At 37.8% G+C, this 16371-nt stretch carries 8 protein-coding genes; 4 read left to right on the forward strand and 4 right to left on the reverse strand.

Annotated elements, in window-relative coordinates:
* Positions 1-200: 200 nt before the first annotated feature.
* Positions 201-1373, reverse strand: a complete 1173-nt coding sequence (gene rpoD, locus VB733_RS07110; protein WP_096615443.1) for an RNA polymerase sigma factor RpoD — start codon at positions 1371-1373, stop codon at positions 201-203.
* 2852 nt (positions 1374-4225) lie between these two features.
* Between rpoD and leuA the strand changes: the two genes are divergently transcribed.
* Positions 4226-5986, forward strand: a complete 1761-nt coding sequence (leuA, locus tag VB733_RS07115; RefSeq protein WP_323339384.1) for a 2-isopropylmalate synthase — start codon at positions 4226-4228, stop codon at positions 5984-5986.
* Positions 5987-6484: 498 nt separating this feature from the next.
* Complete coding sequence (locus tag VB733_RS07120) at positions 6485-7072, forward strand: Crp/Fnr family transcriptional regulator (RefSeq protein WP_323339385.1); 588 nt, start codon at positions 6485-6487, stop codon at positions 7070-7072.
* 226 nt (positions 7073-7298) lie between these two features.
* On the opposite strand, the gene VB733_RS07125 is transcribed toward VB733_RS07120, so the two are convergent.
* Positions 7299-8237 carry a phosphoribulokinase gene (locus VB733_RS07125; RefSeq protein ID WP_323339386.1) on the reverse strand — a complete coding sequence of 313 codons (939 nt, stop codon included), beginning with the start codon at positions 8235-8237 and terminating at the stop codon, positions 7299-7301.
* 520 nt (positions 8238-8757) lie between these two features.
* Positions 8758-9006, reverse strand: coding sequence for a hypothetical protein (locus tag VB733_RS07130; protein WP_323339387.1), 249 nt, complete (start codon positions 9004-9006; stop codon positions 8758-8760).
* 311 nt (positions 9007-9317) lie between these two features.
* Between VB733_RS07130 and VB733_RS07135 the strand changes: the two genes are divergently transcribed.
* Positions 9318-9752, forward strand: a complete 435-nt coding sequence (locus tag VB733_RS07135) for a low molecular weight phosphatase family protein (protein WP_323339388.1) — start codon at positions 9318-9320, stop codon at positions 9750-9752.
* Positions 9753-9900: 148 nt separating this feature from the next.
* Here the strand turns inward: VB733_RS07135 and recR are convergent, their stop codons facing one another.
* Positions 9901-10458 (reverse strand): recombination mediator RecR, encoded by a 558-nt coding sequence (gene recR / locus VB733_RS07140; protein WP_323339440.1) that lies wholly within the window; start codon positions 10456-10458, stop codon positions 9901-9903.
* A gap of 227 nt (positions 10459-10685) precedes the next feature.
* On the opposite strand from recR, the gene VB733_RS07145 reads away from it, so the two are divergent.
* On the forward strand, positions 10686-16121 hold the full coding sequence (locus tag VB733_RS07145; protein WP_323339389.1) for an AAA family ATPase: 5436 nt from the start codon (positions 10686-10688) through the stop codon (positions 16119-16121).
* Positions 16122-16371: the final 250 nt, after the last annotated feature.

A 16371-nucleotide genomic window follows, 5' to 3' on the forward strand; every position in this document is an offset into this window, starting at 1 on the left:
ATTTAAACCTGGGAAGAAATGTGCCAATCTTCTCAGGTTTTCAGTTTTTGATATAAATTGCCAAGTTCTGCAAAAATAAAAAACCTGAAAATGCTTTCACATTCGCAGGTTACAGATTACTTTTTATTGTTAGTAGTGGATTAATAATTAAGATTACTAAAAATAGTATTCATTTTTTAGCCACTACTCATGATAACTATTTATCGAATATATTCTTTCAAAACGCTGTTACGGTTCGGGTGACGTAACTTACGCAATGCTTTGGCTTCAATTTGACGGATACGTTCACGGGTAACGTTGAAGATTTGACCGATTTCTTCCAGTGTCTTCATCCGACCATCATCTAAACCGTAACGCAAACGTAGGACATCACGTTCGCGAGGGCTGAGGCTGTCAAGAACTTTTTCTAAATCTTCACGAAGTAAATTCTTAGAGACTTGGTCTTCAGGAGTTTCACCATCAGACTCAATAAAATCACCCAAACGTGAATCTTCTTCTTTACCAATAGGAGTTTCCAAGGAGATAGGTAATTGCGCTGATTTGGCAATAAACCTTAACTTCTCAATGGTCATTTCCATGCGGGTAGCTATTTCTTCTTCTGTAGGTTTGCGACCCATTTCTTGGGAAAGCAATTTGGTTGTTTTCTTAATCCGTGATATAGTTTCGTACAGGTGTACTGGCAAGCGAATAGTACGAGATTGATCTGCGATCGCTCTTGTAATTGCCTGACGAATCCACCATGTTGCGTATGTAGAAAATTTATAACCTTTTTCGTGGTCGAATTTTTCAGCAGCGCGAATCAAGCCCAAGCTACCTTCCTGAATTAAATCTTGGAAGGATAAACCGCGATTCATATATTTCTTGGCAATTGAAACCACAAGGCGCAAGTTTGATTGCACCATTTTATCTTTTGCCCGACGACCGATGTGCAAGCGATAGCGGAATTTCGGTAATTCATCGCCTACTGCTTCTGCCCACTCACTATCTCTCGGATCACGGTCTAATTGCTGGCACAATTTTTCTCGAATTCTTTCTAATTCGAGTAAGTCGGCAATTTTACGCGCTAACTCAATTTCTTCATCAGCCCGAAGTAAACGAATCCGACCAATTTCTTGTAAGTAAAGACGAATTGAATCTTCTGTATAATGCTTCTTCTTAGTTTGCGTACGACGGCGAGATTTGGCGGCTTTGCCAGACTTAGCATCCTCCTCATCCGAGGATGGTTCTAAGAACTCATCCATTTCACCATCGTCGCCAAGCAGTAAGTCCTCTTCATCGTCTATTAAGAGTGCTTCAAACTCGAAATCAGGCTGACTTCCAACTTCTAGTTCAGGCTGATAGATATTTTCGAGTACGTTGTTAGCCTGGTTCATGCCGCGTTCCTCATGCTCCTTGCAGAATCAATTATGCTGTTTTAAGCTAGCTGACCTGTCATTACCCGCTAGGGATTTATGACTAATTTAACCTAAGATATATTCGGAAGTTATACGTGTTTTCGGGAGATAATCTGGTAAAAAATTTACAATTTATACCCAATCACGTCCTGGGACTAACTACTAGCCAACTACTAGTTAGTATTCAGTGCTTCCTCAAGTTTCTATTGTGACTTTAATTGCTGCAACAAGTTCCATTTGGTTCTGTGTTTTGCAATCAAAAAATGTCGATAGAACTTCTCCATCTGATGCAAGTGCAATTAAATGTTGCTTGACAACATCAATTACAAATAAATAGCCAGTTACAGACTATTCTCGGTAGAAAAATTACTACTTCATGCAAAAAATATCTTCCCAAGGGATATTTTTTTGTCAAGGCTGTTTAGATTGTAGCCTGTTTCACAAAAATTGCACTGTTTTTGTGTAATATCCATGAAGTAATTAAGTAAAGTAAAGCCTGTGTCACCAATAATAAATTTAATGCGGTGGTCATACACTTGAATTGTGGCAAAAATTTGATGTAATCACAACGATATTGTTGTTACTTTCAAAGATTCCGTACACTTAAAATTCTGTCTGATTCAAGTAATTCTCCAAAGCACTATTTGTGTGGTAAGTGGGTATGTTCTGCTAACCGGGAGGGGAAGCCTTATTGCACTCATTTTTACAGGGAAATGTATGGGTTTGTGAGTGGACAATTGTCATTTTCGTTGCTGGGGTTTACTCACTCATGGAATCTACAGGGAAATTTAATTGAAATATGGGAAAGTGTTTTCCTCAATTTTTGGCTGCGAAACAGCATTTATTACCCTTAACTATAGATGCCCTTGGTGAAGGTTCACCCTGACTTACAGCTTCCCGCACTGGAATTTTGGCGCAAATTAGCTGAATCTGCCACAGGCACTTAATTTTGTTTGCTGAGTCTTGTTTTCTTCAAGTGACTCGACTTGAGATGTGCCAACAACCTGGGTACATCATTTAAATTCGGATGGAATCTACCTTTGGGCGGATTAATTTAACTTTAGCTTATTTAATTTGAGTCGCACGCAAGCGTACTACTGAAATGTCACCCTTATGAGACTTGACAAACTGTTCTTATTGTATACAAAGTATTTTAATCAATTCAAAAGGGATTTAACACTCAGGAGTACCAATATTAGCTCACCTAATACAAAAATGCATAGTGCGATCGCAAAATTTCCACGAAAAACCTAACTTTAAGAACTATTTTAGCGGTTCATTATCAAGACAACGATTGAAATTTTACATTTTTGCCGCAGTTTCTAGCTTTTAGCGGTAGCGAGTAGGCAAGGAAGAATTTTTGTCGCATTTATTCCCCAGCAGCCATAGGGATGGAAAATCTTGACTCGGTTTCTACTAAAACTCGCTTTTCGCCAATTACACTTGCATGGGTTGCAACTACAAATCCCACTGTTACAACTGTTTTTTCTCTTTTAGTGACTCTTCGACTTCTGAGGTTGTTGTAAATATAGAACTAGAAAATAGAGTAGACGACTACATTGATGGTTCTTTCTCCCATGTGTCGCTAAAGCATGGGCGCGTTTGAATAAATAATGTTAATTTTTGTTGCGAGACTGGAACTCTCTGGAGATGAGGCGGAGAGATGTTAGTGAAGAGAGGATTCCAACAAAGATGATTGTAAAATTTGCTTCAAAAAATGTGAGAAAATGTTGAAATATTCTCATGAGTTCTGAAAGCAGTTGGCGATCGCAATCAGTATTGTTATTTTAAGGCTAAGAGTACCTAAGCAGTTTTAAGATTGTTTACAGTTTCACGGTTCAATGGATTCTGATGAAGAGGCTATTTATAAAGTGAGTATTAGCTTTCTCTCCATGTCATGAAGCTGATTCTCATCACAAAACAAGTATGATGATGCGTTAAATCCAAGAAACTGGGTTTATTTAGCCTAGTGGTTGAGCCTAGCCGCTAAGAAAGACGGTTTGAGAAGATTTTTGAGAAAAAACTCTAGGTCAAAAATATTTGTCAACATCAATACTTGACCAAATTCAATTTGGAGAGGTAAACTACAAAGCAAGTAGTGGAACCAAAGTGGAACCAAAATTATGTTTACTCAGCAGCTATCTCTACAACTAGTTTCTAGCCTTCTACTTGGGCTAGTGCTGCTATGTATGGAAATTTAACTTTAATCACATACCGATGTTTCTTCAAGCATAAGCGATAATTCCTGAAGCAAGTTTGGGAAATTGTCCCTCATGAACCTTTAATATTATTGGTGCTTTTGCACCTACCTAATTCGTCTGTATGTCAGCGCTGGCAGTATTTTTTAGGTAATAGAGAAATATTTTACCAATTGAGAAAATATTGAGGGATGACAAGCATTCACCTCTAGCATAAATCCTTGCGATCGCAATTTTTGAGAAATTGTCTAATTGCTGTATTTAGCTTCCCAGCGATGATTCTCAAACCTAATAATTAATATCAAATATCACGTTCTGCTAATCACTTACAATTAAAATTTTTCCGCGTCCCCGCGTCTCTAAATCTCTGTGTCAGTCTTAAATCATAAGTATTCAACTGGACATTATATAAATACTACTTCGGAGAGATTTTATGCAATTTTATCTAACATTCGAGGCATTGCTGCGACTATGTTTGGGTTGTCAGATGTGGATTTTGTGGCAACCTGGCAGCCCATTTATTAATCGTCAAACTTAATCATCAAACTTTTGCGAAGATTCCCCATCTTCTCGATATTTTGCCGCAATTCCTCAAACCAAAACACAACATGAAAAAATTAGGAAACAACGAACGTGTTGACAAATCCAGAAAAGAAATATCGTCAATTTGCAGCAATTAACTTAGTAAATCGCACGTGGGTAAATCAAATAATTTCCCATCCGCCAATTTGGTTGAGTACAGACTTACGTGATGGCAATCAAGCATTGATTGAACCAATGAATATTGAACAAAAGTTACGAATGTTCAATTTGTTAATTAAGATTGGTTTCCAAGAAATTGAAGTTGGTTTTCCTTCTGCTTCCCAAACCGATTTTGATTTTGTCAGATGTTTGATAGAGCAGCAATTAATTCCCGATGATGTCAAAATTCAAGTCTTGACTCCCGCACGGGAAGAATTAATTTGTCGCAGCTTTGAAGCGTTAAGGGGAGCAAAACAGGCAATTGTACATTTATATAATGCTACTTCACCAGTATTTCGTCGTACTGTATTTAATTTAAATCAAGAAGGAACCATTAATTTAGCAGTTGCCACCGCTAAATTATTTCAAGAACTGGCAGCAAATCAACCGGAAACCAACTGGCAATTTCAATATTCTCCCGAAACATTCACAGCAACCGAACTCGAATTTGCTAAACTGATTTGCGATCGCGTTTTGGATATTTGGCAACCGACACCAGCAAACAAAGCAATTATTAATCTCCCGGCAACAGTGGAAGTCTCGACACCAAATATATTTGCAGATCAAGTAGAATGGATGCATCGCCACATCAATCGTCGAGATAGCATAATTCTTTCTGTTCACACACACAATGATAGGGGTTGCGGGGTTGCGGCGGCGGAACTGGCACAAATGGCTGGTGCCGAAAGAGTTGAAGGATGTTTGTTTGGCAATGGAGAACGTACCGGAAATGTTGATTTGGTGACGTTAGCATTAAATTTATACACCCAAGGGATTCATCCTGGCTTGGATTTCTCCGATATCAATGAAGTCGCGCGCATTGTTGAAGATTGTACCCAGTTACCAATACATCCTCGTCATCCTTACGTAGGTGATTTAGTCTTTACTGCTTTTTCGGGTTCGCACCAAGACGCAATTAAAAAAGGTTTCGCAGTTCAAAACTCCGATACATTCTGGGAAGTACCCTATTTACCACTTGATCCAGCAGATGTTGGTCGTAGTTATGAATCAATTGTGCGGGTAAATAGTCAATCTGGCAAAGGGGGTATCACCTTTTTACTGGAACGTGACTATGGTTTCACCTTACCTCGCAGGTTACAAATCGAATTTAGTCGAGTTGTCCAAGCTGTTATGGATGCGAGTGGCAAAGAATTATCTGCCAGCGAAATTTGGCAATTATTCGAGCAAGAATACTTAAAAGAAAGAGAATTTTTGAAATATATATCGCATCAATTGTACTTATCAGAAGATGGTACACAAATGTTGTCTGCTCAATTACAAATAAGCGATCGCTATCTGACGATTCATGGTAAAGGAAATGGTCCAATTGATGCTTTTGTAATGGCTTTAGCTACTCCCACAAGTAGTATCGAATTGGGTTTAGCCAGGGATTTAAATTTGCAAATTCACCACTATGAAGAACATTCTCGTCATTTTGGTAGCAACGCCGATGCAGTGGCTTATGTCGAAATTAATAGCAATCTGGGGACAGAGACTTTACATGGCGTTGGCGTTCACTCTAATATTGTCACGGCATCTTTAATGGCGATTACTAGTGCTGTCAATCGAGTCTTAGCAGCCAACAATGTATATATTGAACAAAAACAAATTAAACAATTCAATCATTCAGAAAGTTGTCAAAAATTGACTTAAATGACACTCAATGTGTGATAATCTTGCATCTAAATTTTGACTAGGGATAAGCTCGTAACCCTTTTGAGTCATTAGTTGAGATGGTGATACCTACCCTTCGGGAACCTCTTCTACCAATTCACAATTCACAATTCGCAATTCGCAATTCGCAATTCGCAATTAAGAAATCCTGATTTTACAAGGGTTTCAGAATTTGGATATGTTTCACGATTTTAGTGAAATGGTATTCGAGGAGCGGTGGGCTTCGCCAACATATCACCAACTTTTATCTGTAGTAGTAGGGTATTTTAGTGTTAACTCTACTACTACTAACTAAGTAGTTAAAAATGAAATTGTTTGAATTGTAGTTTACATCACTTTATATTTATTTATTGGTTTTGAGCAGCAGACGTAAAAGAAAAATTAATCAAATAAATTTTCCAAAAATGTTTTTACGGTGTCTTTGCTTGATATATTTGTAACTAACTTATTCCCTGTTAAAGATTCGGTTTAAAATGTATGTCTGCTATCTATCAATTCCCTGAAACCTCTGCTAAAGCTGCAACACAGGTATTTTCACGTCGTGCTTTAATCCCAACGGGACAAAAAAATCTTTGGCATATCCAGAGCGGAATAGTAAGAACTATTACCTATCTTGAAGATGGAACTGTTGTGACTCTGGGTGTTTGGAGCGCAGGTGATGTTGTCGGAGATGCCTTATCAGCAATAGAACCATATATCATTGAGTGCTTGAGTTCAGTTGAAGTTACACCATTTAGTTTGGGACAAAATCATCAGTTAATAGAGACTTTAACCTCTCATATTGAGCAAACAGAAGAATTAATGGTAATTCGCAGTCAGAAAAGTATTGATGCGATGCTCATGAAGTTATTGGGATGGTTGGCGAAAAAATTTGGTAAAACCATTGAAAACGGCAAATTGATCGATTTACGTATTACTAATCAGGATATTGCTGATATGCTAGGTCCAACCCGCGTGACTATTTCCCGTGCTTTGACTCAATTGGAAGAACAAGGAGTTATCAAACGTCTTCCTTTGCACCGTATTGTATTATGTGAAGAAGAATTTTTGGGTTGTGCAAGTTGAATAAATTATCGGTATGGGGGCACAGGAATCTCGTGTCCCTTTCTGCTATGTCGAGCAACAAAAATTATGGAAGCAGGTTTTTGCGATTGAGGACAAATTGGCTCTCGGCATTCTCAGATTGAGAATAGTTCAGATGGTGTGGAAATGAAGTAACTATTGATGTTTACTTCAAACCCTGCAAATATATGATTTGTTCCCATCTGTATTTATGCTGATATGTTGCTACTTAAAGATGAATCTGAGTCGCTTTGAGGATATGGTAAGTAATCAATAGTTGGGTTAGTGCTAGCGGGTAGCTTTGCAAAGTTTCGCCAGTAGTTCCAGAGATTTTACCAAGTTCAGGATTTGCCTCGCGATCGCATATACTCTTGAGATGGGGCATATCCGAACAAATAATTTGTTCTAACTTGTTCACTTGTTCTAATGTCGCATGACCATCCACTTCCAAAACATCGACAGGTTTACCCATATCTCGATCCAATTCTAAGCGAATTGCCGAACTCAAATTTCCATTTCCCGATGCTAAAATCTCAGTAAAATCAGGGTGGGGAATTGTCGGACGCAACACCAAACGCACGTTTAGATTCCCGTTTGCTTCTTCTAGTTCCGAACTGGGAGGATAAAAACTGACAACAATATCAGACCATTTCCTTTGAGGACGAATATACGCCTCCGAATCCGGTTCGCGCTTCTCTAACTCTTGTAAAACTTGCTCTTCACTATAACCCCGTTTTTGGGTATCACGTTTTACTTTCCACTTTGCCCGTAATTGTTCGGGAGGTGCCAAATACACCTTGATATCGTAACAATCCCTTGCCCCGCGAGTCGAATAACCTAACAATCCCTCAATAATTACAAATTTACTGGGTTTAATATACTCTGGAGCTTCAAAAGTTCCTGTTTTATGGCTGTAAATCGGTTTTAAAATTGGCTGTCCCATCCGCAGTTGTGATAGATGCTGCTGCATAATATCAAGATAGTTGCAGTCTGGATGTAATGCTGTAATACCTAATTCTGCCCGTGAAGTGCGATCGTACCTATGATAATCGTCCGTACAAATCACTGTCACATTTTCTACTCCGAGTACCTGAGCAATACCCTTTGTCAGAGTGGTTTTGCCCGCAGCACTATCACCAACAATACCAAGTATGATTGGACGGCTCATTAATCCCCCCGAAAGAATTCAGAAAGTGAAGTGATGAATTGTATTTTAGTTTACTAAATTTTTGACAAAAATAAACATCCCTCAACTAGTATGAGATTGCTAGTCTAGCCCTTATGCAACTAAAATTCTCTATGAAATCGCGGATAATCAAGCATTTTTCGCTACTCGCAGTCTTTGTATATTTTTCTTGCTATTTAAATAAAGATTTACTAAGAAGAATTGTTCTAGCTTCTACATCCAGAAAAACCCATGGGTTGCTTTCGATACCTCAATATCAAAGTTACATCTTTTCTAGCAACGAGTTCTCTACAAATAAAAATATTACGTTTGCAGTTTCTCACAACTTGTAATAAAAATAACCCAGTTGCAAAAAAAAGTTTATTTATCTTGAAGATAAAAATAGGGAAAAATACCTTAAGGAATGTGGATTAAATGAAGAACAAAAGTAGGGTGCTGTTAGCGGAGGGTAACACACCATTTTAAATCAAATCTAAAGTTGTAGCTGATGAAGCTTTCATTCCTAAGCGTAATGATGCTTCAAATATTCAAAAGCTGCTTGAGTTGAATTAAAACTACCAATTACACGTGGGGCTGTGCTATGAGAATCTTTTTGATACTTCCAAACTTTTAGATAGTAGCCAGTAGTATCTGTTGTGTTCCAAAGTTCATATTTGTAATTACCACTGATACCTTTATTGACTAATGAGTCATCAAAACTTGTATCTGGAGAATTAAGTAAATTTAATGTTCCTAAAAAAGTTAGTATCATAGCGATTTTTCAACATTCTACTAAAAATATTCTACTTCTTTTGTGATAACTTTTTTCAGAATAAAAATTATAAATATTAGTTATTTTCAATGTGAAGACATCTAGAATATTTAGCAACTTCCAATAGTGAAAATTTCAATATTTGTACAGTTGCCTAACTCCCAAAATTATTATATGTATCTAGAAGTAAAAATGCTTTGTCTTAAGTGGTTTGGGTAATAACAAGGAGTCAAGAGGCAAATTTAAGTAACAACACAAAAAAGTGATACATTCAACAGTGTTTATCTGTAAGTTCATCATCAAACTCTCCAATGCAAACTATCCTTTTTCTTTGCACAGGTAACTACTACCGTAGTCGCTTTGCCGAACACTTCTTCAATCACTTAGCACGTAAACAAGAACTAAATTGGCGAGCTGATTCCCGTGGATTAGCCTTAGAACGTGGTAGCAAAAATATAGGGGCTATTTCTCATTATGCAAAATCAGCGCTAGCAGCACATGGAATAATATTAACCAATCAAGAAAGATATCCCCAAGCTACATTACTAGAAGATTTTCAAAAATTTACCAAAATAATTGCGATCGATAAATCAGAGCATCATTCATTGATGCTAGAAAGATTTCCACAATGGGTAGAGAATGTAGAGTATTGGTTAGTTCACGATATAGATAAAACTGCTGCCAATCAAGCTTTAGGAGAAATTGAAATGAATATTATGCGAATAATTACAGAATTGAAAAATTGATATCATATCAAGTCAGGATCATCAAAAATAAATCATAATTGATTAATTTGTCTTCCCGTTAAACCAAACAAAAAGTCTTTAAACAGACTTGATATCAAACCAAACAAATTAACCATAACTCCAAGACACAATGCTGAAACATATCGATCTAATCCAATTCTCGACGACCTTCTAAAGCACGTGCTAAAGTCACTTCATCCGCATATTCCAAATCGCCACCAACAGGTAAACCAAAGGCAATTCGGGTCACTTTCGTAAATGGTTTGAGAAGCTGACCGATATATAAAGTTGTTGTTTCTCCTTCGACACTGGGACTGATAGCCAAAATCACTTCTTTTGGCTGGTCTTTACTGACTCGTCTGACTAGAGCTTGGATAGTCAATTGTTCGGGACCAATGCCATCAATTGGGGAAATAACTCCTCCCAACACGTGGTATTTTCCTTTAAATTCGCGAGTTTTTTCTAACGCAATCACATCACGAGAATCGGCGACAACACAAAAAGTACCATTATCACGATTACTGTTGCGGCAAATTTCACAAACAGGTTCCGCAGAAAGGTGAAAGCATACTTGACACAAGCCGACTTGTTTTTTAGCTTCCACAAGTGCTTGCGCCAATGCTTCAATTTCGGCTTCGGGGCGTTTGAGTATGTGCAAGGCTAAACGTTGGGCAGTTTTAGGACCCACACCTGGTAAGCGTTGCAACTGTTCGATTAATCGAGCAAGGGGACGTGCGTAAACCGTAGTTCTATCTCCCGTATATTTGTACTTCAATTATGATGACATTCTTGGAGAGTTTTGGCTTGTTAATTTTTTGTTTTTACCATTTTAGTTTTTGGACTCAATTTTCTAATCCCGGTTTTTTGTTCCATTGATACTTATACCCCATCATCCGGGAATACTAGACCTAGAAATTTTGAGGATTTAGAGGTATGCTTGCTACTCTTGTAAATATTCCCGGATATAGTGTTAGCGAAGAGATCTACAACGGATCGAGAACATCAGTTTATCGAGCATTTCGAGAAAATGACAATTTACCTGTAGTTATCAAACTGCTGAAAAACTCTTATCCCAGCTTTAACGAACTCGTACAATTTCGCAATCAGTATACCATTGCTAAAAATCTCCACTATCCCGGAATCATTCAAACCTATAGCCTAGAACCGTTCCAAAATGGCTATGTTTTAGTTATGGAAGACTTTGGAGGAATTTCTCTCAAGGATTATTTTGTTAAGAATTGTGTCCCGTCGATTGGTGAGTTTTTACAATTTGCGATCGCTCTCTGCAATACTTTAGATATACTCTATCAAAATCGCATTATCCATAAAGATATTAAACCCAGCAATATCTTAATTAACCCTGAAACTAAACAAGTTAAATTAATCGACTTTAGTATTGCATCATTATTACCCAGAGAAACCCAAACCCTAGTTAACCCCAATGTTTTAGAAGGAACACTAGCTTATATATCTCCAGAACAGACAGGGAGAATGAATCGAGGAATTGATTATCGCACAGATTTTTATTCCTTGGGTGTGACATTCTATGAATTACTCACAGATGAGCTACCATTTCAGTCTAATGATGCAATGGAATTGGTACATTCTCATATTGCTAAAATTCCCCCATTAATAAATGAAATTAATCCAGATATCCCCTCAGTTATCTCAGAAATAGTCAGTAAACTGATGGCGAAAAATGCTGAAGATAGGTACCAAAGTGCATTAGGATTGAAATTTGATTTAGAGAATTGTTTACATCAGCTAAAAGAAACTGGTACGATTAAAGGCTTTGAAATAGCCCAGAGAGATTTGTGCGATCGCTTCATAATTCCTGATAAACTTTATGGCAGAGAAGCCGAAGTATCAACCCTCCTAGAAGCATTTGAGAGAGTCAGTCAGGGTGCGACGGAAATGATGCTTGTTGCTGGGTTTTCAGGGATTGGTAAAACAGCAGTTGTCAACGAAGTACATAAACCAATTGTCAGACAACGAGGATATTTTATCAAAGGCAAATTTGACCAATTTAACCGCAACATCCCCTTCTCTGCATTTGTCCAAGCATTTCGTAATTTAATGGGGCAATTATTGACTGAAAGTGATGTGGAAATTCAGCAATGGACAAATAAAATATTAGAGGCTGTTGGTGAAAATGGACAAGTAATTATTGAAGTTATTCCCGAATTAGAAAATATTATTGGCGAACAACCAGCAGCAGTAGAATTATCAGGAACAGCAGCACAAAATAGATTTAATTTATTATTTCAAAAATTCACCCAAGTTTTTACGACACCTGAACATCCCTTAGTAATATTTTTAGATGATTTGCAATGGGCGGATTCAGCATCGCTGAAGTTAATGCAGCTATTAATGGCTGATACCGGGTATCTTTTCATTATTGGTGCATATCGTGATAATGAAACGGCACTTGCTCCAAGCCAGGAAACCTGTCCAACGCAGTGCCTCGTCAATCCTGGACATCCATTATTATTGACATTGAGTGAAATCCAAAAGACACAAGCAACAATTAACACAATTACTTTAGCACCACTTAGTCAAGTACAAGTAAATAAATTAGTTGCTGACACACTCAAATGTTCAGAAGAAATCGCACGGAATCTTTCTGTATTAATCTCTCAGAAAACTCAGGGTAATCCATTTTTTGCCACCCAGTTTCTTAAAGCATTATATCAAGAGAATATCATTCACTTTGATCTAGTATTAGGCTGTTGGCAATGTGATATCGCCCAACTAAAAACTCAAGCGCTTACAGATGATGTTGTAAGTTTTATGGTTGTTCAATTGCGAAAATTACTGCCAGAAACTCAATATATATTGCAGTTAGCAGCTTGTATTGGTAATCAGTTTGATTTAGCAACTTTGGCTATTGTTTTAGAACAATCAGAGGTTGAGACTGCGACGAATTTATGGGAAGCATTGCAAGAGGGATTGATTTTACCAATTAGCGATGTTTATAAGTTTTATCAAGGCGATGATTATCAGCAATTAGCATTATCAAATAATCATAAACAATCAGCTAAATATAAATTTTTACATGACAGGGTACAACAAGCTGCCTATTCCCTGATTCCTAACGATCAAAAACAAACTACTCACTACAAAATCGGACAACTGCTGCTGCAACAAATTTCTCCAGACCTTAGAGAAGAGAAAATTTTTGAAATAGTTAATCAATTAAATTATGGGACTGCTTTAATTACCCAGCAAAATCAACGAGATGAATTAGCAGAACTGAATTTAATTGCTTGTCGCAAAGCTAAAAATTCTACCGCCTATCAAGCCGCAGGAGAATATGCCGCAATCGGATTATCGTTGTTAGAAGAACAAGCTTGGCAACGGCAATATGAAATGAGCTTGTTGTTCCATGAATTAGCGGCAGAAATTGCTTCTTTGTGCTGCGAATTTAAATTGATGGAGCGATTAATTGATAGTGTGATTGAGCAAGCGCATTCTTTGCTAGAAAAAGTCAATGTCTACTGCATTAAAATTCAATCTTATGTCTTTCAAAATAAACCAGTCGAAGCTTTGGATATTGGACAGAGACTCCTGCATCAGTTTGGGGTTATTTTTGCCAAATCACCCACACCAGTAGATATTCAACAATCAATTCAAGAGATTAATGAACTAATAGAAGATAGAAAAATTGCCGATTTATTTGATTTGCCTGTCATGACAGATCGGCAAGTGTTGGCAATTATCCAGATTGCCAATGCTCTCATCCCCCCAGCTTACAACTCCGGTTCTATTTTGTGTCCATTACTGATTGCGTTGTCAGTTAAATTATCCATTCAACATGGAAATACAATCATTTCTGCATTTGCTTATGCTAACTATGGATTCATTCTCTGCAATCTTTTAAAAGATGTAGATGCAGCTACAGAATTTGCCCAATTATCACTACAAATAATCTCAAAATTTGACGCTAAAGCTATTAAACCAGAAGTGCTTTTAGTGTTAGGAGGTTTTATCCTGCACCGCAAATCTCACATCAAAGATATCCTCCCACTGTTGCAAGAAAGTTATATGATTGCTTTAGAAGTTGGCAGCACAACCTTTGCAGGATATCATGCCCGTACTTTTTGTAACGCTGCTTTGTGGAGTAATCAACCGCTTGTCACCTTGGAGCAGGATGCTCGTGCTTACTACAATGGCTTGATGCAACTCAATCAAGTGGGACTAGCTAATCACTGTCGGCTTTCTTGGCAGTCTGCACTCAATTTACTCAGTTTTGGTGAACATCCTTGTATTTTATCTGGGGAAGCTGTACAAGAGACGGAACTTCTGCCGCAGTTAATTTCTGATAATGATGTGAGTGAGTTGTGTGTTTTCTATTCATATAAACTCATGCTCTGCTTTTTGTTTGGAGAAATTGAACAAGCGCAAAATCATGCTATTGAGTGCAAAAACTATTTAGTTGCGGCTCAGGGACTAGTATACGAGCCGTCATTTTATTTCTATGATTCTTTGATTGCTGTAGCAACTTTGAACTTGCAATTACAAGAAGTATCAGAAGTATTACAACGGGTAGAGCAGAACCAAACTCAGTTAAAACACTGGGCACATTATGCGCCAATGAATTATCAACATAAAGTTGATTTGGTAGAAGCAGAAAAATATCGAGTGTTAGGACAAAAAGCTGAAGCTATCGAGTTTTACGACAAGGCAATTTCCCTCGCCAAAGCGAACGAATATATCCAAGAAGAAGCTTTAGCTAACGAACTGGCGGCTAAATTTTACCTTGACTGGGGTAAAAGTATCGCTGGGGAATATATGATAAACGCTTACTATGCCTATGCACGTTGGGGTGCGAAAGCCAAAGTCGCTGACTTGGAACAACGCTATCCGCAATTACTTGCTTCCATATTAAAGCAAACCCGTTCTCCCCTTTCCATTAACGAAACTCTGTTCACTTTGGGAAGTGTCACCTGTACTAGTTCTTCGAGCAGCATCTCCGATTCTCTAGATTTAGCTACCATTCTCAAAGCCTCACAAAACCTGTCTAGCGAAATTGAAATTCAAAAACTACTTGCATCGTTGTTGCATATTGCGATCGAAAATGCAGGGGCTGATAAATGTGTGTTAATGCTATTTCGAGATGATTTTCAACAGGATATTCAAGATCATCAACTGCTGATCAAAGGTTTCATCACTGGGGGAACAGAACCAGTTGTGTTACAGAACATTCCTATTGAAGAAAGTGAAGAAATTCCATTAAAGCTGATTTATAAAGTTCAACATGAAAGGCAGACTGCTGTGCTAGCGGATGCTAGAATAGATGCGATTTTAGCTAATGATTTGTATATTATCCGTCAGCAGCCGAAAAGCGTTTTGTGCAGTCCTGTTTTAAATCAAGGTAAGTTCCTCGGAGTGTTATACCTAGAAAATAATTTAGTTACAGGGGCGTTTACAAGCGATCGCATCGAACTATTGAATCTACTTTGCGCTCAAGCTGCAATCTCGCTCGAAAATGCTAGGCTCTACCAAAAAGCCCAACAAGCATTGCAAGATTTACAACAAGCACAATTACAAATTGTTCAAAGTGAAAAAATGTCAGCTTTGGGTAATTTAGTAGCTGGGGTAGCCCATGAAATGAATAATCCTTTGGGTTTTATTGCTGCTACTCTCAAACAAGCTCAACCAACGATCGCTGATTTGAGTGAACACATCAAATTGTATCAACAAACTCTCCCAAATCCCGGCGAAGAAATTCAAGACCATGCTGAAGAAATTGACTTAGATTATAGCTTAGAAGACTTGCCGAAGATGATGAATGCAATGGTCATGGCGTGCGACAGATTAAAAAATATCAGCACCAGCTTAAGAACTTTCTCCCGTGCTGATCAAGATTATAAAGTCCCATTTAATATCCATGAAGGCATTGACAGCACCATCTTAATTCTCAAACATCGACTTAAAGCTAATGAGCAACGTCCAGCGATTGAGGTAATAACTAATTACGATAATTTACCCCAAGTTGAATGTTTCCCTGGACAATTAAATCAGGTATTTATGAATATTTTGGCGAATGCGATCGATGCATTAGAAGAGTCGAATGCCGGACGAACTTTTGCAGACATTCAAGCCAAACCTAACCGCATTACCATAACCACTTCAGCCGAAAATTCTCTAGTAAAAATTGTGATTCTGGATAATGGCAAAGGGATGAGTGAAGAAGTTAAACAAAAAATATTTGACCATTTATTTACAACAAAAGCTGTCGGTAAAGGTACAGGTTTAGGTTTAGCTATAGCCAGACAAATAGTCGAACAAACTCACAATGGCAAGTTGAGTTGTCATTCTATCTTTGGTAAAGGTACTGAGTTTGTGATGGAAATTCCTGTATTTTAAAGTCATCAATTCGGGGAGCCGGAAAGCTCCCTAATCTCCAGGAAGCGGGCTAGAGAGTCATCACTCCAAAAAGCTAATTTACACATTTGGGATGCTCCCTCAATTCGTAGATAATTGTTGAGAAAATCCTGCTAACAAATCATCTTGACGAATATTTGGGCTATTTCCCCAGGAAAAACGTAACCCTGAGTAAATTTCAAGCATTTTCACCCAGGGTTGCGTATTTATTTAGCTTTCGTTAATTTCTCTT

It is taken from the genome of Calothrix sp. UHCC 0171 (genome assembly GCF_034931845.1).
Taxonomy (GTDB): Bacteria; Cyanobacteriota; Cyanobacteriia; order Cyanobacteriales; family Nostocaceae; genus Brunnivagina.

What these genes read in the sequence shown, in the direction of transcription:
- rpoD (WP_096615443.1), bottom strand. Translation starts at nt 1,373, where the DNA reads ATGAACCAGGCTAACAACGTACTCGAAAATATCTATCAGCCTGAACTA.
- VB733_RS07145 (WP_323339389.1), top strand. Translation starts at nt 10,686, where the DNA reads ATGCTTGCTACTCTTGTAAATATTCCCGGATATAGTGTTAGCGAAGAG.
- VB733_RS07120 (WP_323339385.1), top strand. Translation starts at nt 6,485, where the DNA reads ATGTCTGCTATCTATCAATTCCCTGAAACCTCTGCTAAAGCTGCAACA.
- VB733_RS07125 (WP_323339386.1), bottom strand. Translation starts at nt 8,237, where the DNA reads ATGAGCCGTCCAATCATACTTGGTATTGTTGGTGATAGTGCTGCGGGC.
- VB733_RS07135 (WP_323339388.1), top strand. Translation starts at nt 9,318, where the DNA reads ATGCAAACTATCCTTTTTCTTTGCACAGGTAACTACTACCGTAGTCGC.
- VB733_RS07130 (WP_323339387.1), bottom strand. Translation starts at nt 9,006, where the DNA reads ATGATACTAACTTTTTTAGGAACATTAAATTTACTTAATTCTCCAGAT.